At 34.1% G+C, this 21,049-nt stretch carries 19 protein-coding genes and 2 pseudogenes; 9 read left to right on the top strand and 12 right to left on the bottom strand.

What is annotated here, in order from left to right; genetic code table 11:
* Positions 1–82: 82 nt before the first annotated feature.
* The 6 genes and pseudogenes from aph(3')-IIIa (at position 83) to J0J35_RS05445 (ending at position 3,757) form a co-directional block, all read left to right on the top strand.
* On the top strand, positions 83–877 hold the full coding sequence (gene aph(3')-IIIa / locus J0J35_RS05475) for an aminoglycoside O-phosphotransferase APH(3')-IIIa (protein ID WP_001096887.1): 795 nt from the start codon (positions 83–85) through the stop codon (positions 875–877).
* Between the two features lie 409 nt (positions 878–1,286).
* Positions 1,287–1,370: pseudogene (locus J0J35_RS11760) on the top strand (MLS leader peptide); the annotation flags it as partial.
* Between the two features lie 48 nt (positions 1,371–1,418).
* Entirely contained in the window at positions 1,419–1,502 is an 84-nt protein-coding gene (locus tag J0J35_RS05465) for a 23S rRNA methyltransferase attenuator leader peptide ErmL (protein ID WP_032501549.1), read from the top strand.
* A gap of 124 nt (positions 1,503–1,626) precedes the next feature.
* Positions 1,627–2,364 carry a 23S rRNA (adenine(2058)-N(6))-methyltransferase Erm(B) gene (gene erm(B), locus J0J35_RS05460; RefSeq protein WP_001038790.1) on the top strand — a complete coding sequence of 246 codons (738 nt, stop codon included), beginning with the start codon at positions 1,627–1,629 and terminating at the stop codon, positions 2,362–2,364.
* Positions 2,365–2,831: 467 nt separating this feature from the next.
* Positions 2,832–3,023: a helix-turn-helix domain-containing protein gene (locus J0J35_RS05450; RefSeq protein WP_370569276.1), complete on the top strand. Its 192-nt coding sequence runs from the start codon at positions 2,832–2,834 to the stop codon at positions 3,021–3,023.
* Positions 3,024–3,076: 53 nt separating this feature from the next.
* Positions 3,077–3,757 carry an IS6-like element IS1216 family transposase gene (locus tag J0J35_RS05445; RefSeq protein WP_001015311.1) on the top strand — a complete coding sequence of 227 codons (681 nt, stop codon included), beginning with the start codon at positions 3,077–3,079 and terminating at the stop codon, positions 3,755–3,757.
* Positions 3,758–3,796: 39 nt separating this feature from the next.
* Here the strand turns inward: J0J35_RS05445 and J0J35_RS05440 are convergent.
* The 3 genes and pseudogenes from J0J35_RS05440 to tet(L) form a co-directional block, all read right to left on the bottom strand.
* Positions 3,797–4,255: pseudogene (locus tag J0J35_RS05440) on the bottom strand (protein rep); the annotation flags it as partial.
* A gap of 244 nt (positions 4,256–4,499) precedes the next feature.
* Positions 4,500–5,762, bottom strand: coding sequence for a MobV family relaxase (mobV, locus tag J0J35_RS05435; RefSeq protein WP_000119405.1), 1,263 nt, complete (start codon positions 5,760–5,762; stop codon positions 4,500–4,502).
* 563 nt (positions 5,763–6,325) lie between these two features.
* Positions 6,326–7,702 carry a tetracycline efflux MFS transporter Tet(L) gene (gene tet(L), locus J0J35_RS05430; RefSeq protein ID WP_206916001.1) on the bottom strand — a complete coding sequence of 459 codons (1,377 nt, stop codon included), beginning with the start codon at positions 7,700–7,702 and terminating at the stop codon, positions 6,326–6,328.
* Positions 7,703–7,919: 217 nt separating this feature from the next.
* Here tet(L) and J0J35_RS05420 point away from each other — a divergent pair.
* A protein-coding gene (locus J0J35_RS05420; protein ID WP_102578318.1) for an IS3 family transposase occupies positions 7,920–9,046 on the top strand; the annotation gives its coding sequence in 2 pieces (ribosomal slippage) (positions 7,920–8,148 and positions 8,148–9,046; 1,128 coding nt in all).
* 105 nt (positions 9,047–9,151) lie between these two features.
* Here J0J35_RS05420 and J0J35_RS05415 read toward each other — a convergent pair.
* Positions 9,152–9,391, bottom strand: coding sequence for a protein rep (locus J0J35_RS05415; protein ID WP_010725612.1), 240 nt, complete (start codon positions 9,389–9,391; stop codon positions 9,152–9,154).
* 124 nt (positions 9,392–9,515) lie between these two features.
* On the opposite strand from J0J35_RS05415, the gene J0J35_RS05410 reads away from it, so the two are divergent.
* Positions 9,516–10,196, top strand: a complete 681-nt coding sequence (locus tag J0J35_RS05410; protein WP_003106709.1) for an IS6-like element ISTeha2 family transposase — start codon at positions 9,516–9,518, stop codon at positions 10,194–10,196.
* A gap of 280 nt (positions 10,197–10,476) precedes the next feature.
* On the opposite strand, the gene J0J35_RS05405 is transcribed toward J0J35_RS05410, so the two are convergent.
* Both J0J35_RS05405 and J0J35_RS05400 read right to left on the bottom strand, forming a co-directional pair.
* Complete coding sequence (locus J0J35_RS05405; protein WP_012268558.1) at positions 10,477–11,397, bottom strand: IS30 family transposase; 921 nt, start codon at positions 11,395–11,397, stop codon at positions 10,477–10,479.
* Positions 11,398–11,618: 221 nt separating this feature from the next.
* The gene (locus J0J35_RS05400; protein ID WP_206915998.1) at positions 11,619–11,738 is read right to left on the bottom strand and encodes a DUF2992 family protein; all 120 of its coding nucleotides are present in this window, start codon (positions 11,736–11,738) and stop codon (positions 11,619–11,621) included.
* Between the two features lie 256 nt (positions 11,739–11,994).
* Here J0J35_RS05400 and J0J35_RS05395 point away from each other — a divergent pair, with 256 nt between their 5' ends.
* Entirely contained in the window at positions 11,995–12,561 is a 567-nt protein-coding gene (locus J0J35_RS05395; protein ID WP_206915995.1) for a recombinase family protein, read from the top strand.
* 158 nt (positions 12,562–12,719) lie between these two features.
* On the opposite strand, the gene J0J35_RS05390 is transcribed toward J0J35_RS05395, so the two are convergent.
* The 6 genes from J0J35_RS05390 to J0J35_RS05365 form a co-directional block, all read right to left on the bottom strand.
* The gene (locus tag J0J35_RS05390; protein ID WP_206915984.1) at positions 12,720–12,812 is read right to left on the bottom strand and encodes a type I toxin-antitoxin system Fst family toxin; all 93 of its coding nucleotides are present in this window, start codon (positions 12,810–12,812) and stop codon (positions 12,720–12,722) included.
* Positions 12,813–12,944: 132 nt separating this feature from the next.
* A complete protein-coding gene (locus J0J35_RS05385; RefSeq protein WP_206915982.1) occupies positions 12,945–13,757 on the bottom strand; it encodes a hypothetical protein in 813 nt (270 codons plus the stop codon).
* 348 nt (positions 13,758–14,105) lie between these two features.
* On the bottom strand, positions 14,106–16,385 hold the full coding sequence (locus J0J35_RS05380; protein ID WP_206915980.1) for a YecA family protein: 2,280 nt from the start codon (positions 16,383–16,385) through the stop codon (positions 14,106–14,108).
* Between the two features lie 1,564 nt (positions 16,386–17,949).
* Positions 17,950–18,633, bottom strand: a complete 684-nt coding sequence (locus tag J0J35_RS05375; protein ID WP_206915978.1) for a lactate utilization protein C — start codon at positions 18,631–18,633, stop codon at positions 17,950–17,952.
* Between the two features lie 2 nt (positions 18,634–18,635).
* A complete protein-coding gene (locus J0J35_RS05370) occupies positions 18,636–20,108 on the bottom strand; it encodes a LutB/LldF family L-lactate oxidation iron-sulfur protein (protein ID WP_206915976.1) in 1,473 nt (490 codons plus the stop codon).
* 13 nt (positions 20,109–20,121) lie between these two features.
* On the bottom strand, positions 20,122–20,889 hold the full coding sequence (locus tag J0J35_RS05365; RefSeq protein WP_206915975.1) for a (Fe-S)-binding protein: 768 nt from the start codon (positions 20,887–20,889) through the stop codon (positions 20,122–20,124).
* Positions 20,890–21,049 lie beyond the last annotated feature (160 nt).

The raw sequence follows: 21,049 nt of genomic DNA, 5'->3' as shown, positions 1-21,049 counted from the left end.
ACAGTGAATTGGAGTTCGTCTTGTTATAATTAGCTTCTTGGGGTATCTTTAAATACTGTAGAAAAGAGGAAGGAAATAATAAATGGCTAAAATGAGAATATCACCGGAATTGAAAAAACTGATCGAAAAATACCGCTGCGTAAAAGATACGGAAGGAATGTCTCCTGCTAAGGTATATAAGCTGGTGGGAGAAAATGAAAACCTATATTTAAAAATGACGGACAGCCGGTATAAAGGGACCACCTATGATGTGGAACGGGAAAAGGACATGATGCTATGGCTGGAAGGAAAGCTGCCTGTTCCAAAGGTCCTGCACTTTGAACGGCATGATGGCTGGAGCAATCTGCTCATGAGTGAGGCCGATGGCGTCCTTTGCTCGGAAGAGTATGAAGATGAACAAAGCCCTGAAAAGATTATCGAGCTGTATGCGGAGTGCATCAGGCTCTTTCACTCCATCGACATATCGGATTGTCCCTATACGAATAGCTTAGACAGCCGCTTAGCCGAATTGGATTACTTACTGAATAACGATCTGGCCGATGTGGATTGCGAAAACTGGGAAGAAGACACTCCATTTAAAGATCCGCGCGAGCTGTATGATTTTTTAAAGACGGAAAAGCCCGAAGAGGAACTTGTCTTTTCCCACGGCGACCTGGGAGACAGCAACATCTTTGTGAAAGATGGCAAAGTAAGTGGCTTTATTGATCTTGGGAGAAGCGGCAGGGCGGACAAGTGGTATGACATTGCCTTCTGCGTCCGGTCGATCAGGGAGGATATCGGGGAAGAACAGTATGTCGAGCTATTTTTTGACTTACTGGGGATCAAGCCTGATTGGGAGAAAATAAAATATTATATTTTACTGGATGAATTGTTTTAGTACCTAGATTTAGATGTCTAAAAAGCTTTAACTACAAGCTTTTTAGACATCTAATCTTTTCTGAAGTACATCCGCAACTGTCCATACTCTGATGTTTTATATCTTTTCTAAAAGTTCGCTAGATAGGGGTCCCGAGCGCCTACGAGGAATTTGTATCGATAAGAAATAGATTTAAAAATTTCGCTGTTATTTTGTACATTTAACTTGACGGTGACATCTCTCTATTGTGAGTTATTAGTGGTACAGTTTTCAACCGTTTTAATTATAAAAAAGTGGTGCATTTTTAAATTGGCACAAACAGGTAACGGTTATTGCAGGTGTATTTCTTATCTATGGGTTTAACATGGATTTTATCATTAAAATCATGAGTATTGTCCGAGAGTGATTGGTCTTGCGTATGGTTAACCCTAAAGTTATGGAAATAAGACTTAGAAGCAAACTTAAGAGTGTGTTGATAGTGCATTATCTTAAAATTTTGTATAATAGGAATTGAAGTTAAATTAGATGCTAAAAATTTGTAATTAAGAAGGAGGGATTCGTCATGTTGGTATTCCAAATGCGTAATGTAGATAAAACATCTACTGTTTTGAAACAGACTAAAAACAGTGATTACGTAGATAAATAAATACGTTAGATTAATTCCTACCAGTGACTAATCTTATGACTTTTTAAACAGATAACTAAAATTACAAACAAATCGTTTAACTTCTGTATTTATTTATAGATGTAATCACTTCAGGAGTGATTACATGAACAAAAATATAAAATATTCTCAAAACTTTTTAACGAGTGAAAAAGTACTCAACCAAATAATAAAACAATTGAATTTAAAAGAAACCGATACCGTTTACGAAATTGGAACAGGTAAAGGGCATTTAACGACGAAACTGGCTAAAATAAGTAAACAGGTAACGTCTATTGAATTAGACAGTCATCTATTCAACTTATCGTCAGAAAAATTAAAACTGAACATTCGTGTCACTTTAATTCACCAAGATATTCTACAGTTTCAATTCCCTAACAAACAGAGGTATAAAATTGTTGGGAATATTCCTTACCATTTAAGCACACAAATTATTAAAAAAGTGGTTTTTGAAAGCCATGCGTCTGACATCTATCTGATTGTTGAAGAAGGATTCTACAAGCGTACCTTGGATATTCACCGAACACTAGGGTTGCTCTTGCACACTCAAGTCTCGATTCAGCAATTGCTTAAGCTGCCAGCGGAATGCTTTCATCCTAAACCAAAAGTAAACAGTGTCTTAATAAAACTTACCCGCCATACCACAGATGTTCCAGATAAATATTGGAAGCTATATACGTACTTTGTTTCAAAATGGGTCAATCGAGAATATCGTCAACTGTTTACTAAAAATCAGTTTCATCAAGCAATGAAACACGCCAAAGTAAACAATTTAAGTACCGTTACTTATGAGCAAGTATTGTCTATTTTTAATAGTTATCTATTATTTAACGGGAGGAAATAATTCTATGAGTCGCTTTTGTAAATTTGGAAAGTTACACGTTACTAAAGGGAATGTAGATAAATTATTAGGTATACTACTGACAGCTTCCAAGGAGCTAAAGCGCTCGGGACCCCATTAAGTATTTTTAAAAGCATGGTCGCAAGTTTCACTAGCAGCCATGCTTTTATTGAATCATTGTAGGACATTTTAAAGATAATTGCCCACTTTAAAGTTAAACATGCGCTTAGAATCGCTTTAGGAAACACGATCCAGTCCAATAATCGTCGATAAAAATTTTTGAAAAAGGTTGGTGAAATTACCTACTTTTGGAATAATCACAAATCACAAGTGATTAATCACAAATCACAAGTGATTAATCACTTGTTTATTAAGATATTAAAAGCTATAATTTAAAATAAAGCGTGAATTTTATGACACAAAAAAAGGGTGATTATATGGACTTAGCTTATAGAGAGCGATTGAAAAAAATGAGGGGTACAAAGACAGTTACTAAATTTGCTGAAGAACTAGGCATGACAAAATCAAATTATTCTAAAATAGAATTAGGAAGAACCAATGCTTCAATTACAACATTACAACGAATAGCAAAACTGACTAATTCAACCTTAGTAGTTGACTTGATTCCGAATGAACCAAATGGTTCTGTTGCAAAGTTTTAAATCTACTATCAAATAAGGTAGAATAATAGAAAAAGATAGCAGGAGGAATGACGATGAATCATTTTAAAGGAAAGCAATTTCAGCAGGATGTGATTATTGTAGCCGTGGGCTACTATCTTCGTTATAACCTTAGCTATCGTGAAGTTCAAGAAATCTTATATGATCGTGGCATTAACGTTTCTCATACGACGATTTATCGTTGGGTGCAAGAATATGGCAAACTACTCTATCAAATTTGGAAAAAGAAAAATAAAAAATCCTTTTATTCATGGAAAATGGATGAAACGTACATCAAAATTAAAGGAAAATGGCATTATTTGTATCGAGCCATCGATGCAGATGGTTTAACCTTGGATATTTGGTTACGTAAAAAACGGGACACACAAGCAGCCTATGCTTTTCTTAAGCGGTTAGTGAAGCAGTTTGATGAACCGAAGGTTGTAGTCACAGATAAAGCCCCCTCTATTACAAGTGCCTTTAAGAAACTAAAAGAATACGGCTTTTATCAAGGGACAGAACATCGTACCATTAAATACCTGAATAATTTGATTGAACAAGACCATCGTCCAGTAAAGAGACGCAATAAATTCTATCGAAGTTTACGCACTGCCTCTACCACGATTAAAGGTATGGAAGCCATCCGAGGATTATATAAGAAAACCCGAAAAGAAGGCACTCTCTTCGGGTTTTCGGTCTGTACTGAAATCAAGGTATTATTGGGAATCCCAGCTTAAATCATAGATACCGTAAGGGATTTTATTCTTTATTTAAAACTTTGCAACAGAACCATATTGCATCATTCGGCGAAATCCTTGAGCCATATCTGACAAACTCTTATTTAATTCTTCGCCATCATAAACATTTTTAACTGTTAATGTGAGAAACAACCAACGAACTGTTGGCTTTTGTTTAATAACTTCAGCAACAACCTTTTGTGACTGAATGCCATGTTTCATTGCTCTCCTCCAGTTGCACATTGGACAAAGCCTGGATTTACAAAACCACACTCGATACAACTTTCTTTCGCCTGTTTCACGATTTTGTTTATACTCTAATATTTCAGCACAATCTTTTACTCTTTCAGCCTTTTTAAATTCAAGAATATGCAGAAGTTCAAAGTAATCAACATTAGCGATTTTCTTTTCTCTCCATGGTCTCACTTTTCCACTTTTTGTCTTGTCCACTAAAACCCTTGATTTTTCATCTGAATAAATGCTACTATTAGGACACATAATATTAAAAGAAACCCCCATCTATTTAGTTATTTGTTTGGTCACTTATAACTTTAACAGATGGGGTTTTTCTGTGCAACCAATTTTAAGGGTTTTCAATACTTTAAAACACATACATACCAACACTTCAACGCACCTTTCAGCAACTAAAATAAAAATGACGTTATTTCTATATGTATCAAGATAAGAAAGAACAAGTTCAAAACCATCAAAAAAAGACACCTTTTCAGGTGCTTTTTTTATTTTATAAACTCATTCCCTGATCTCGACTTCGTTCTTTTTTTACCTCTCGGTTATGAGTTAGTTCAAATTCGTTCTTTTTAGGTTCTAAATCGTGTTTTTCTTGGAATTGTGCTGTTTTATCCTTTACCTTGTCTACAAACCCCTTAAAAACGTTTTTAAAGGCTTTTAAGCCGTCTGTACGTTCCTTAAGGAATTCCTTAGTGCTTTCATAGATTAAACTCACATCACGCTTTAAATCGCTTATTTTAGACTTTAAAGACTTGTTTTCTTCAAGCAACTCATTATAATCATTTACATTTTCATTAAATCGCTCTACAAGACCACTATATTTTTCTTTAACTTGCCCATGTTCTTTACTTAATTTTTTATATTCTCTCGCCATATCAGTACTCATGAGATTTCTAACATGCTGTTTTAACCTATCGTTATCTCTCGCAGCAGTCACTAAGTTTTTATAATCACGCTCCGATATAACAACATTTTTGGTTGGTTTCTTTTCTGTTTTCATTATTTCTTTTCCCAAACCAAACATGGACTTTTCACCCGTTGGCACTTCAACACTTTTCATGTGTCGTTTCGCTGGTACTTCTAAATCTGATTTAACTTTATCGCTATAAGCAGTCCATTCATCTTTTTTAACTGCTAAATTTTTTTCTAGAAAATCAATCTCTTTTTCCAAAGTTTGTTTTTTAAATTTAGCTGTCTCAATATGTTTACGGTCAGAGCCACGTTCACCACGCTTCAACTCAAAACCCTGTTTTTTCATATGCTCGGGGAATTTATCTTGTAGCCATAACAGTTCTTGACGATTAAACACATTTTTTCCTTGCAGTTTTCCATCACGCATAGGCACAACACCTAAATGCATGTGAGGGGTTTGCTCATCATTATGAACTGTTGCATAAGCAATATTTTGCTTGCCATATCGTTCGGAAAATAATTTATAACTTTCCTCAAAAAATCGTTTTTGTTCTCCTGGATCCAGTTGCTCAAAAAAATCTCGGTCAGATGTTACTAGCAACTCATTTACAAGAACAGCATCTTTCCTCGTTTTTCTTGTACCTGTTTTTTGTGATTCAATAATTTCTTTGACACGTTCGTTGTAATCAATATTTTTATCATTTTTCAAATCATAATTTTCACGTGTTCGCTCATGGTCAATATCATCATTCGTTCTACTTTTTCGCTCTCTTTGATTATGAAATTGCATGCCTTTTAGTCCAGCTGATTTCACTTTTTGCATTCTACAAACTGCATAACTCATATGTAAATCGCTCCTTTTTAGGTGGCACAAATGTGAGGCATTTTCGCTCTTTCCGGCAACCACTTCCAAGTAAAGTATAACACACTATACTTTATATTCATAAAGTGTGTGCTCTGCGAGGCTGTCGGCAGTGCCGACCAAAACCATAAAACCTTTAAGACCTTTCTTTTTTTTACGAGAAAAAAGAAACAAAAAAACCTGCCCTCTGCCACCTCAGCAAAGGGGGGTTTTGCTCTCGTGCTCGTTTAAAAATCAGCAAGGGACAGGTAGTATTTTTTGAGAAGATCACTCAAAAAATCTCCACCTTTAAACCCTTGCCAATTTTTATTTTGTCCGTTTTGTCTAGCTTACCGAAAGCCAGACTCAGCAAGAATAAAATTTTTATTGTCTTTCGGTTTTCTAGTGTAACGGACAAAACCACTCAAAATAAAAAAGATACAAGAGAGGTCTCTCGTATCTTTTATTCAGCAATCGCGCCCTTTAATGGAACAAAAAGATTTGAATTCCTGTTATAAAAAAAGGATCAATTTTGAACTCTCTCCCAAAGTTGATCCCTTAACGATTTAGAAATCCCTTTGAGAATGTTTATATACATTCAAGGTAACCAGCCAACTAATGACAATGATTCCTGAAAAAAGTAATAACAAATTACTATACAGATAAGTTGACTGATCAACTTCCATAGGTAACAACCTTTGATCAAGTAAGGGTATGGATAATAAACCACCTACAATTGCAATACCTGTTCCCTCTGATAAAAAGCTGGTAAAGTTAAGCAAACTCATTCCAGCACCAGCTTCCTGCTGTTTCAAGCTACTTGAAACAATTGTTGATATAACTGTTTTGGTGAACGAAAGCCCACCTAAAACAAATACGATTATAATTGTCATGAACCATGATGTTGTTTCTAAAAGAAAGGAAGCAGTTAAAAAGCTAACAGAAAGAAATGTAACTCCGATGTTTAACACGTATAAAGGACCTCTTCTATCAACAAGTATCCCACCAATGTAGCCGAAAATAATGACACTCATTGTTCCAGGGAAAATAATTACACTTCCGATTTCGGCAGTACTTAGCTGGTGAACATCTTTCATCATATAAGGAACCATAGAGACAAACCCTGCTACTGTTCCAAATATAATTCCCCCACAAAGAACTCCAATCATAAAAGGTATATTTTTCCCTAATCCGGGATCAACAAAAGGATCTGTTACTTTCCTGATATGTTTTACAAATATCAGGAATGACAGCACGCTAACGATAAGAAAAGAAATGCTATATGATGTTGTAAACAACATAAAAAATACAATGCCTACAGACATTAGTATAATTCCTTTGATATCAAAATGACCTTTTATCCTTACTTCTTTCTTTAATAATTTCATAAGAAACGGAACAGTGATAATTGTTATCATAGGAATGAGTAGAAGATAGGACCAATGAATATAATGGGCTATCATTCCACCAATCGCTGGACCGACTCCTTCTCCCATGGCTACTATCGATCCAATAAGACCAAATGCTTTACCCCTATTTTCCTTTGGAATATAGCGCGCAACTACAACCATTACGAGTGCTGGAAATGCAGCTGCACCAGCCCCTTGAATAAAACGAGCCATAATAAGTAAGGAAAAGAAAGAATGGCCAACAAACCCAATTACCGACCCGAAACAATTTATTATAATTCCAAATAGGAGTAACCTTTTGATGCCTAATTGATCAGATAGCTTTCCATATACAGCTGTTCCAATGGAAAAGGTTAACATAAAGGCTGTGTTCACCCAGTTTGTACTCGCAGGTGTTTTATTAAAATCATTTGCAATATCAGGTAATGAGACGTTCAAAACCATTTCATTTAATACGCTAAAAAAAGATAAAATGCAAAGCCAAATTAAAATTTGGTTGTGTCGTAAATTCGATTGTGAATAGGATGTATTCACCTTTCACCCTCCAATAATGAGGGCAGACGTAGTTTATAGGGTTAATGATACGCTTCCCTCTTTTAATTGAACCCTGTTACATTCATTACACTACATAATTAATTCCTCCTAAACTTGATTAAAACATTTTACCACATATTGGTGTTAGTATCAAATCTTAGACAACTTTTCGTAGAGACAGAAATAAATTAAACTTATCTACGAGAGGATGGATTTTATGACCCGATACGAAGAAAATTTCAAACAGATGATTGTTGAGCTGAATCAAACTGGACGTTCTGTTCGAGGATTGGCGAAAGAATATGGCTTATCTGAAGCAACGATTTACAAATGGAAAAATTTATATTTACCAAATCAGTCCACAGGACTGACCGGAAAAGAAGCGGCTGATTTGAGAAAAGAAAATGCTCGTTTGAAAGAGGAACTTGAAATATTAAAAAAAGCCGCAGCCATATTCTCTCGAAAGACCTAAAGTCACTTGTTCGATTCATTGAAAAATGGTGTAAGGAGTACACTGTTTCTTTGTTGTGTCGGTTATTAGAAATTCCTAGAAGCGTCTACTATTTTTATAAAAATAAATCGTTAACAGCTACAGAAGTCAGAAATAACCAATTGAAAAAGAAGATTTCAACGATCTTTTTTGATCATAAACAGAGATATGGTGCAACAAAAATCCATCAAGTGTTGCTAAAAGAAGGAATTTCAGTATCTCTTAAGCATGTACAAAAACTGATGAAACAATTAAATCTAAGGTCAATTGTGGTTAAGAAATACAGACCTCAACGGCCTGTTCAGCCGGTTGTTTTAAAAGAGAACATCTTAAATCAGGACTTTTCTACTAAAACTATCTGTGAAAAATGGGTAGCTGATATCACCTACATTCCAACTAAGAAAAATGGTTGGTGTTACTTATCTTCGATTATGGATTTACACACGAAAAAGATTATTAGCTATACATTTTCTAAACGAATGACTGTCGATTGTGTGTTACAAACATTCAATCAAGCAAAGCAACGGTACCACATCCCAGAAGGAATGATTCTACACACTGATTTAGGTAGTCAATATACAGCAATCGAAGTGGAAAATTGGCTTGAAAATAATAAAATAAGGCATTCCTATAGTCGCAAAGGAACACCATATGATAATGCAGGAATTGAGTCCTTCCATGCATCATTGAAAAAAGAAGAAGTATACACGACGACTTACTCAGACTTCGAAGAAGCGAATCGATCTTTATTTAGCTACATTGAAGGATTTTATAATCGTAATCGAATCCATAGTTCGATTCATTACTTAACTCCTCAGGAGTTTGAAGATTTAGAAACAGAGAAAATGTCTTAGCAGTCTCTACTAAAATATGTCCAAGATATTGACTCAAATCCATATAAACTAAGTTTTAAATTCAGTATTTCATCACTTATACAACAATATGGCCCGTTTGTTGAACTACTCTTTAATAAAATAATTTTTCCGTTCCCAATTCCACATTGCAATAATAGAAAATCCATCTTCATCGGCTTTTTCGTCATCATCTGTATGAATCAAATCGCCTTCTTCTGTGTCATCAAGGTTTAATTTTTTATGTATTTCTTTTAACAAACCACCATAGGAGATTAACCTTTTACGGTGTAAACCTTCCTCCAAATCAGACAAACGTTTCAAATTCTTTTCTTCATCATCGGTCATAAAATCCGTATCCTTTACAGGATATTTTGCAGTTTCGTCAATTGCCGATTGGGTTCTGTTGCAAAGTTCCCCATAACACCTGATTTATTGTAAAATGTAATAAAAAAGAATGCGAGGACAATAGATGAATCATTTTAAGGGCAAACAATTCCAAAAAGACGTGATTATTATCTCTGTTGGGTATTATCTTCGCTATAATTTGAGTTATCGTGATGTTCAAGAGATGTTATATGATCGTGGCATTAACGTTTCTCACACAACAATTTACCGTTGGGTTCAAGAATATGGTAAGCTGATCTATCAAATCTGGAAAAAGAAAAATAGACAGTCCTTTTATTCGTGGAAAATGGACGAAACTTATATTAAAATTAAAGGGAAGTGGCATTATCTCTATCGTGCAATCGACTCAGAAGGCATGACACTGGATATTTGGCTAAGACGAAAGAGAAATACTCAGTCTGCTTATGCTTTCTTTAAACGACTATACAAGCAGTTTGGGGAACCGAAAGTTATCGTGACAGATAAAGCACCATCAATTGCTAGTGCTTTTAGGAAGTTACAAAAGCAGGGGCTATACAGCGAAACTGAGCACCGGACAGTCAAGTATCTCAATAACTTAATTGAGCAAGATCATAGACCTGTTAAACGTCGAAATAAACTTTATCAAAGTCTTCGTACTGCATCAACTACGATTAAGGGCATAGAAGCATTGAGAGGCATATACAAAAAGAACCGAAGAAATGGAACGCTCTTCGGCTTTTCGGCATCTACTGAAATTAAAGTTTTGATGGGTATACCAGCATAGTCAAAGTATCAGAATGGGACTTTTGTACTCAGTATTGAAACTTTGCAACAGAACCCATTTTTGCGTTTGACTTGTAAGAACAGGATTGAATGAAGCCATACTGTTCGCATATTTTTAGTGAATGAACAAACAAAATACGAGAGATTTTTTGTTCGTTCATCCATGGTTTTAGAAAAAAGAGGGACGATTTCGGAAGACGAAAATCGTCTCTTTTTTTCTTCTTTTTGTATGACAAAAAGAAAGATCTTTTGCCTATTTTATTTTTGGCAGATTGCAAGAATCATCCGAACACCGCATGTTTCTGAAAGACTTTTCGTGGTGATTGCCAGTTGAGCGTTTTCATTGGCCTGGCATTAATCCAATGATTAATTTGATCTAATTCTTTCTGACTGATGGTTTCAATTTTGCGTTCTTTTGGGATAAAACGACGGACATATCGATTTAGCACTTCATTACTACCACGTTCTTCTGGTGAATATGGGTGTGCAAAATACATCGGTATGCCTAGCTGTTCTTCTATTTCATCATATTTTGCAAACTCTCGACCGTGATCAACTGTAATTGATTTAGCATTTTTTATACCCTTGAAAAACCTAATAATAGCTGGTGTCACTGCCTGACTATTGCGCCCACTGACATGTCTCATGATATGTTGTCGACTCAATCGTTCTGTGATGGTCACTAAAACATCGCCACGTGTTTTACCAGATTGCATCGTATCAACTTCAAAATGACCAAATTCTTGTCTTAATTGGACAGCTTTTGGTCGTTTTTCAATTGAACGGCCATGAGCAAAAACACGTCTACGGCCGTCAGATTGACGTTTACGTCGAATACCTTTATCAGGTAAATCTGATAACTTAATTTTAAGCAAACCATGATGAATCCAGTTGTAGATGGTCTTGAAAGCAATACCCAATACATGAGCAGCCGTTTCTGGTGACCACTTCAAGATACCAATGTGATGGTTCAAAAAAGCTGATATTTCAGGTGTTAGGGTCGGATGGCGACCGTGTTTGTGCCGATTACACTGGGCTAAATGATGAGCCTGTTGTGCATTGTATGGTTTAATTCGATTTAACTCGTAGGTAATAGTTGCAGGAGAACGCTTTAAGAAACGGGCTATTTCTCGAGTTGAATGATTAAGTTTGATCATTGTTTCAATGACAGAACGTTCGTGAGCTGATAAACTAGAAGACATAAGCTGCAGATCCTTTATGGTTGATTTTAGTCAATTACCATTAAAGTCTCTGCAGTTTTTTTATGCAAGGTGTTCGGTTTAATTTTACAATCTGCCTTTTATAAAATGGGTAGGTGGCGTTTGCTTTAAGCAAATCGACACAATCCAAAGGGGATAAAAGGGGAAAGTGAAACTTCCCCCTTTTCAAGCCACATTGTAATACAAGAACGAAGTGCTTTGTATTACAATGTGGTAGCTTGCTGCCCAAAACAATATTTAAATGCTCTATAATCACCAGCTATATTTTCATACTCAACTAACCCATACCAAAAACCACTATCGAAATAAATAGTTAAAGTCATGATAAGCCCTCCATTTAAAAATTGACAATGGACAACCCGAGGGAAGGTTACTTACACAAAAAGTGCTACGGAATACCGACCGTATATTGTTTTTATGTCTCTATAAAATTATCATATTAATTAACTAATTTCTAGTTTCTAATTTTTTTATGGTTTTTACTAGTCATAACTTACAGTTTTGAGCTCTTTTTGTGTATACTATAAATAAAGACATTTTAGCAGCTCATAACTAAGGGTTATAAGTGAAGGGAGAATTATGAAATTTGGATACGCTCGAGTGAGTACAACTGATCAAAAATTAGAAAGTCAAATTGAAAATTTAAAAGCTGCAGGGGCAGAAAAAATTTATCAAGAAAAATTTACTGGAACTACAACTGAGAGACCAGAATTTCAAAAGCTGCTCAATCAACTTCAAAAAGATGATATGCTTATTGTGACGAAATTGGATCGATTTGCAAGAAATACTCGTGAAGCGTTAGAAATCATTCAGCATTTGTTCCAGAATGATATAAAAGTGCATATTCTAAATATGGGTATTATTGATAACACTCCCACAGGTCAGCTTATCTTTACGATTTTTAGTGCATTTGCACAATTTGAGCGAGATATGATTGTCAATCGTACGGGTGAGGGGAAAAAATATGCCAGAGATAACGACCCATCATTTAAAGAAGGACGGCCTCAAAAGTTTACTGAAGAACAAATTACTTTTGCTTTTGAACTGAAGAAGCAGGGGATGACTTATAAAATGATTGAGCGAAAAACTGGGATAAGCATTGCAACGCAAAAAAGAAGATTCAGTAAACTTATGCTTAAAGAGTAAATGCTATTGACAAATAGTCCTATAGTGATATAATTAAGTTAACGAATAGTAGGTAAGCATTGCTCACCACTTAGACCGAGAGACTGCCAAAAACTCTCGGTTTTTTTATTTACAAAAAAATCCCCCTCTGCCAAAGGGGGATTTGTGGGAAATGGCGCTTATCGTCGGTTTTTCAACCAATCCTTGACCAGCTCAAGGATTACCCCAACCACAATAGGAGCGACTAGTGATACGAATAGTAAGCTAAGCATAAACTCACCTCCTTTCTAAGGCTAGATTACATCAGAAAGGTGCGCCGTATAGTATTGTACCATACATTGTTTATATTATGTATTAAGAATATATACAATGTATAAATGATTTAAATGAAAATAGAGATATTGTTAAATGGCAAATTCAGAAGATAGAAAATTTGGAATCTCATTCATATTTATACGAGTATAATTTATTAATTCTGTTATTGTAGCTTGTCCAAAATTAGGATGTCCTCTATTTTCAGAAGTTAATGAAATGAGTTTTTGATCATTTAATATTTTATCATCTAGATCTGGTGATAAATAAAAATTTTCTGATTCTGAAATAATCAAATAGTTTATATATTTGAGAGCATTTTCTTTAGTAATACTATTTAACTGATGACGAAGTTGACTATATGCTTTATCTTTCTTATGGTAGAATGCCAATACAATAGAAGTTTCTTCTAAAGGAAGAACTATGATATGCATATATTGCATATTAATATCAGGAGAAAAATTATAGATATGATTTATTGGAAAGCCCTCATAATCATGCTCTAATGCTAGCCCAGTTTGACAAGCAATTGGTATTTTATATGGTAAAATATCCCAAAATAGAATGTTATAACCATTTGTTTTATTATTTAAAACAATGTCTTTTTGAAATTCCAATTCTATCAAATAATCTCTTAAATCTAACCTACTAATAGAAGCTTTTTCATCTAAAACAATTGAGGAACTAACCTTTTTTAATTGTTTACTGTAAAGATTTGCTTCTATGAGCCTTTTGCTAATTTGTAAAAGTATGTTTTTAACTGCTATTTCTCCCAACATTATATCAGTTGGCTTCTTTTTTATTTTTTCAATATTTTCGTAATCTTTAAAGAAATTTTGATCACATGAATTACAAATTGTGTGAAAAACTCCAGCATTTTTAATCCCTTTTCTAAGATTGGGCATTTCTTTCTTTACTAGTGAAAGAGAAGTAATTAACTGTCCATTTTTAGAAAGTTGTTTTAGGGAGAATTGGGGTATTGAGTGAGAGTTACAGTAGCTTTTTTGATTGTTTCCGCAAATCAAACAATATTCTGGCTTAGAATCATTATATGCGGCTTTAGTTAACTGAGAAATTTTTTTCGAAATAAGTATATCTTGCTCTTTTTTTAAATCATCATAATTACTTTTTATAAAATTTGTTAGACTATTCTCCTTTGGATATTAAATTTGGATATTAAATATGTAACTACAGTAGATGTTCCTAATTCTATGGAACAATAGAGTTAGGAATTCATATAAAACTAGTGCTATTTATATAAATTTTCTTTTGAGACAACAATTTTTAAATTTTTTGCCAGTCCCACAAGGACATAAATCGTTACGGCCAACAGTTTTGTTGATTTGTTTTGCTCTTTGGACCAGTCTTCGAGCGCTGTCTTCTCCAATTTTTTTAAGACCACATAATTCATCATCTAAAATAGAGTTTTTATTAAATTTTATGAATTCTATCTTTTCAAATATCTTATCCTCATTGAAAAATATGTCGATTAAATACCGGCGATGTTCTTCATTCCAAACTAGCGAAGCTAACGTTGAATCTCTGCGATCTTTATAAAGAGTTAAGGGAATAGATTTTTGATGTACAAAGCAAGTATATCCTGGTGCTCCGTCAGTTCTTTCATTTGACTTTAAAAGCAATTCCCGTTTCAATTTTTTCTGTTTTTCAATTAAAGCATAAATTCGAGTACAAAATTCTTCTTTAGCAGTAGTAGACAAGTCTAATAAGTAGTTAGCAAATTCTGACCTATTTCTTATTTCATTTTTTTCCAAATACGTTAGTATTTGATTAATGAGGTCAGGAATACTCTGTTCAGGTTTAAGGGGATTCAAAGATTTATGGTAAAGCTGACTAAAGTAATTGTCAATTTCTATTCTATACTGGTTAAAAGTTGCTACCGTATCATCAGGAATATCATTTGCTATTAGATGATAACAATTATGATTTTTATATAATCCGAGATGTTCCATTTCGTCATTAAATTGGAATTTGGGCTCTTTTGTAACAAGGACACGTTCTTTTAAGAAATGTAAAAATTTTAATGGAGAGTTAAAATAATCACGATAAATCATTAAATCATCTATTGCCAAACTAACACTCTCTCCTTCTAAATTTAAAAAAGACATTTTTTCAGCTTTTGTTGCAATACTATTGATATTATCCATAGTCACTGTTATAGTATAAATCTTTGAAAAATTATTCATATTAATACTAGATTTAATGTTTTTATGAGAGTCATAGATTAATGATGAGCTATTTTTCATTAAATATTTCTTGAATCTAGAGCATTGTTGGTCAGCTTTCTCTATGAGAGCTTGATATGAGTTTACATGGGCATTATAATCAAGCATTGGAGCTGTATATACAAATGATCCAGCCTTAACTTCTACTATAAATAAAGTATCATCATATAATACTAATAAATCATTTTCTGCATAATCTTTTTGATTGTTAGGATAGTAATAATTCGATTTGAAAGTTGTACAATTTGGTAAAATATTTTGAAACATTTTTTCGACCATATTCTCACTTGCAATTTGTTGATTATCAGACCAATTGTAATTTTTATCTATTCTTCTAATCATTTTTTGTAATGCTCTGTAGAAGTTATCAAGTAAAGAATAGTAATCGAAGCAGTAAGATACATCATCAATAGTAATAAAGGGGCGTTTTGATGTTGGTAGATCAATAATAGGCCAGCCAGAAAAATCTTTATTATCAAAAAAGCTCTTATCCTCACCAATATTCCAAGAAAGTGCTTCAATGAATTTTATAGGCCAGTGTGTAACATTTGCGACATTTTTTAGACCAACTCCAAAGGCATTATCCACAACCTTAGAAGAATAATCTTTATTTTCTGTACCCTCTTCCCTTTTTTCAAATATATCTATAATTTCTTTGAATGACTCGATACCACCTTGATTCAGTGAATATTCTAAATTTTTAATTCCTTCAGTAATGTCATCAACAGACATTTTAAATAATATTTGAAAAATGTCTTCATGTGGAAGAAGTAGTTCTTTTAAATACTCGATTTCATGGATTTGATGGCGTTTACCTCTCACTAAATATAACAATTGGGTTTCAACTAAGAATTTTCTTTCATCAAAAGTTAAATCAGGATTTAGATTTTCTAAATTCATGCTCCAAATATAGTAAAAGCGAAATATTAATTCCATTATATGATAGAAGTCTGATGAAATTTCTTCAAAAAGTGATTCATTATTAATATTAGAAAATGAAGGGAGCGGAGTACTAGAAGCGAGGACACTTTGGATATATTCAGGAAGTCTTTGGATAGCAATATCATCTAGATCTTCAGCATCACCGATACTGGAAAATGTAGAGTCATTATCTTTTTCCCAAGTCATGGAAGATAAAATAGATATACTATTTCTTTGAGTAAAGGCATAATGTAATAATTGAAGAGGATTACATTGTAATATTTTTGTTCTAATATCAACTATGTTTCTATCAATTTCATTCTTAATCAGTAAGTATTCTTTATTTAAGTCTGTGCTAGCTTCTTCCATTTGTAAATTATATCTCGCTTTCTAATGTGTTCACTAATATTATAACAAACTACATTAACGTGAGGATGAGCCTGGCATGATTCTTTAAGGAAATATACTAGTATGAAAAAGTAGTAAAAAATATATATAATTCACTAGGAAGTGTAAGACTATTATATTTTTCAATAATATTTTGGTTTTTACGAAAGCTAAAATATATTTATTGTTACGAATTAATAAATACCTTATATAAAAGATATTGAGGGAAATTTTAGGAAATTAAAAACATACATATAATAACTAATAATATATGTATGTTTTTGGGATTCGAAGTACTCAAGTAAATTTCTTTATTTGAATTTTTTATCTCTCTTCTTTTTTAGTTTCATTAATTCCTGCTTGTCCTGACTTTCTATCCTTAATTGTTCTTCTCGTTTTTGATTTTTTCTCTCATTGTTTACATATATCTTTAATTCTTTAAAGGATTTAATATGAAGTTCTAGACAGACGAGAAAAAGGAATTGTAAGATTATTAAAACGGCCCAAAAGAAGAAAATAGAGGATGATCTAACCTAATCCGAAAAATGAGTATTTAAATAAAGGATTAAATAGAAGATATTATATTTAAAATTTGGATGATTGAAGATAAGAGGCATAATAACCATAAAAAACACTGTCCCTAAAAAGAAGGGAAGTAAAAATGAGCTCAATGGAATCTTAGAGTTCCCATCAAAACTGTTTTTTGAATAGAAGGAGCAGTAAATGTTAATAGCGCTAATTAATAGTGCATTGATTGTTAAAAATATTGGGATTTTTATACTTTGCACACCATCTTTCCATTTGTTTTTTTATGTTAATAATCGTGTATATAGATCTAAGTAGTTATATTCTCTCTTTCTTTCGTCATCTGAAGAAAAAAGTCAAACTCTTATACATGTTAACGGAACTATTTTTAATCTGAGAGATTAGAGGGGGAATTTCGTAATATCTAATGAAAACAAGTTAAGTTAAGTTTATTTTAAGTTAATTAAATTGTAAAATCAACTTATAACTGTATACGATCTTTACAAACAAATAAATAAGTTTTTTCCATAAAATAATAGTAGTTTAGTCAAAAGTTATTGATACTCCACTTCAAAAAAATTTATTCATAAAGAAGATGTAAATTATATTTAAACTCAGTACCTGGGAAGACATTGCACTATCAGAAGAAGTTGTATCTAGCAGATGATGTTTTATTCCATATTATTGTGCTAAAATGACAAAAGAACTATTATCGTAGGAGTAGCAGAGTGATGTGCGAAATTTGTCCTGCAATTTTTCAAGGGTGTTACATTGTATATAGAGGGGAAGGTGCAGTATTTTTAAATTAACAAAACAAATAATTCTAGTCGTTTGTATCCTTTTCGTATTATATGATTTAGTTCAGGGGAGATACAGTGCTCTACCCGGAATAATAATAGCAATCATTATAGTTCCTGAAGGGTATCTCGCATATAAAAACAGAGAAAATAAAAAGAAATAAAAAAGCTCACTAACTGGTGTCATAGTCAGTCAGTAAGCTTTTTTGTATTTTTATCAACTCCTATAAATCTTTAACGATAACGTAATTAATTTCCAAAGGACCGTGAAGCCCAACTACAAGCTGCATTTCAATATCACCAGAATTTGATGGGCCCGAAATAAAATGCAGTGTTGAACCAGGCTTTTTATTTTCATCCAGCCAAGTTGCAGCTTGTGTAGAGCGTGGAACCATACGGCTAAGGGGAATCACAGAAATATAATGAGTAGGTAAAAAGTGCAAAGAACGCCCTTGACCAGCTTCTGATTCCACCACAATTGTGGCTGATTCGGCAAGGAAAAATTTAGGGACGGCTACAACAACATTTGAATTTTGAGCAGCATTAATATTTTCTTCCCGTTTTTCTTTACCAATTTTCCATTTGACCAGTTGATCCGAAATAATATTAACCCCTAGCTTTTCTAGCTCATCTGTTGAAGGAACTATGACCTGCCCACCACCAGATTTTTCAATTAAACCTTGTATTATTTCATTCATTTGTGACGACGTTGTTTCCACTAGGTTCGCTGAAACGCGACGCGCTTGTTCCTTGGCAAGTTCGAGTAATTCGTCAGTGCTTAAATCTGCCAAATGTGTTTGGGGAAGGTCTGAAATGAGAGTATATGGTTCAAATGGCAGTTCTACACCACCACGTTTTTTTAACAATATGTCTAAAAATTGAGTTCGATTTTCAATAGTTCCTGTCATTTTTATTTACCTGCCTTATGTTTTTTATACCAGTGACGAAACTGTTCTTTGTGTGGAGGAGCTATAGGTAAGTCGCGAACATCCGTCCAACCTTTGGCTAGAGCAGGTGCTTTGCTAACTGCGCCGTACTTAAACAAAGAACCTCCAACGCTTACTTCCTTATTTTTGGGTAACATATTGAGACCAGTATGGGCCATCTTCATTGCCATTCCAAACATTGCGGGACTACTTGTGCCTTTTCCAATCGCATTCATTTCAAAATTGACAAAAGAACCGTCGTGATGCATTGACAAATCGTCTTCCATGACTTTACGATGTTCAATTAAAAGTTCATGCAAAGGGATTTTTACGGGACAGGTTTCCGTACAAGCCCCGCATAAGGTGGAAGTGTATGGTAAATCACCATATTGTTCATAACCTCCTAGCACAGGAGAGAGAACCGAGCCGATCGGACCAGGGTAAATAGAGCCGTAAGCATGACCTCCAATTTGACGATAGACAGGGCAAACATTTAAGCAAGCGCCGCAGCGGATACACTGTAAGACGGATTCAAAAGCAGTTCCAATCGCATTTGAACGGCCGTTATCAATAATCACAACATGAAAATCCTCCGGCCCATCAGATTCGTCCTCGGCTTTTTGACCAGCGAAAGTGACATAAGTTGTTAACTTTTGCCCAACAGCTGAACGCGCAAGCATATTGTCCAAAATTTCAGCTTCTTTAATAGAGGGAACGATACGTTCCATTCCCATTAACACAATCTGTGTTTTAGGAATAGAAATCGTTAAATCAGCATTACCTTCATTGGTCGATAAATTAATGTCGCCAGTATTGGCGATGGCAAAGTTACACCCAGTGATGCCTACTTCCGACTTCAAGAAAAGTTTACGCATGGTATCACGCGCACAGCGTGCAAGATTAACAGGGTCATTATCTCCCTTATATCCAAGTTTTTGAGCAAAAATTTCACGAATCTGGTCACGATTTTTATGTAAAGCTGGAAAAACAATATGCGATGGCTCATCCCAGTCAGCAACTTGTAATATAAATTCGGCCAAGTCCGTCTCCAAAATTTCCATATCATCGCCGAGTGAGACAAGCATAGGATCAATGTCTACTTCAGTGGATACCATTGATTTTGATTTGACAATCTTTTTAGCATTTTTTTCAAGAATAATACGTTTCACATACTCATTAGCTTCCTTAGCATCAGCCGCAAAGAAGACATGTCCGCCACGAGCGGCTACATTATCCGAAAATTCAGTTAAATAGTGTGGCAAATATTTTAAAGTATGTTGACGGATTGATTCAGCAATATCACGCCATTCTTGCCAATTTCCTAGTTCATCACGTGCAGATTCTCGTTTGTCCCATTGAGCATCTTGTGCTTGTGCAACCGCAGCTTTTGCAAACTGATCTTTTTTACTTTCTTCTAAACGTTCAGCGAAAGTTTTTGTACTTGTTGAAAGGCCCATTTTCTCCTCCTTTTTATTTTATAAATGCTGGATTTTTGATTGCATCTATTCTTTCTAAATCAACATTTGTGTTTAAAATTTCAGCAATATGCATGACTTTAACCTTTTTGCCATCACGATTCAATTTTCCACCGATATTCATTAAACAACCTAAATCAGCAGAAATTAAGATTTCGGCACCCGTTGATAAGATATCCCTTGTTTTTTCAGCAACCATCATTTCAGAGATTTCAGGAGATTTAACGGAGAACGTTCCACCAAAACCGCAACAATTTTCTAAATGAGGCAGCGGAAGAAGCTCAAGTCCCTTGACCTTATCTAATAGGATAAAAGGAGCTTCTCGTTCACCTAAAATGCGGGTCATGTGACAAGAACGATGGTAAGTTGCCTTCTCGCCATTAAATGTGGCACCAAGATCTTCAAGTCCTAATACTCGATAAAGAAATTGAGTGAATTCATAGGATTTATTTGCTAAATCAATTGCTTTTTGTTTATAAGGATCACCTTCATCGAACATATGTGGATACTCAGTGAACATCCCTGAACAAGAACCGGCTATACCAACCACATAATCAGAAGATTCAAAAGCATCAATCTGGTTTTTGATGGTAGGCATGGATTCCTTAGCTAATCCTGAGTTATAAGTAGGTTGTCCACAACAAATTTGTTGTTCAGCTAGGTCTGTTTCAATTCCCAAACGTTCGAGGACTTCAACCATTGCAATTCCAACTTGTGGAAACATAAGGTCCATCACACAAGTGGAAAATATTGAAACTTTCATAAGCTCTCCTTAATATTTTTAAATCTTTATTAAAAATTCGACATTTTTTAGATATGTATGCTCTTTCATTATAAGCCGATTTTTTTATATTTTCAAAAAAAGGAGGTGTCAAAAGAGTTTGACAGCGTATTTTGTTTAAAAATCATTTACGTTTAAAATT

Source organism: Lactococcus sp. LG606 (genome assembly GCF_017309645.1).
GTDB lineage: Bacteria > Bacillota > Bacilli > Lactobacillales > Streptococcaceae > Lactococcus > Lactococcus petauri.
Note: the sequence above shows the minus strand (reverse complement) of the source record. Positions and strands in the feature narration are given on the sequence as shown.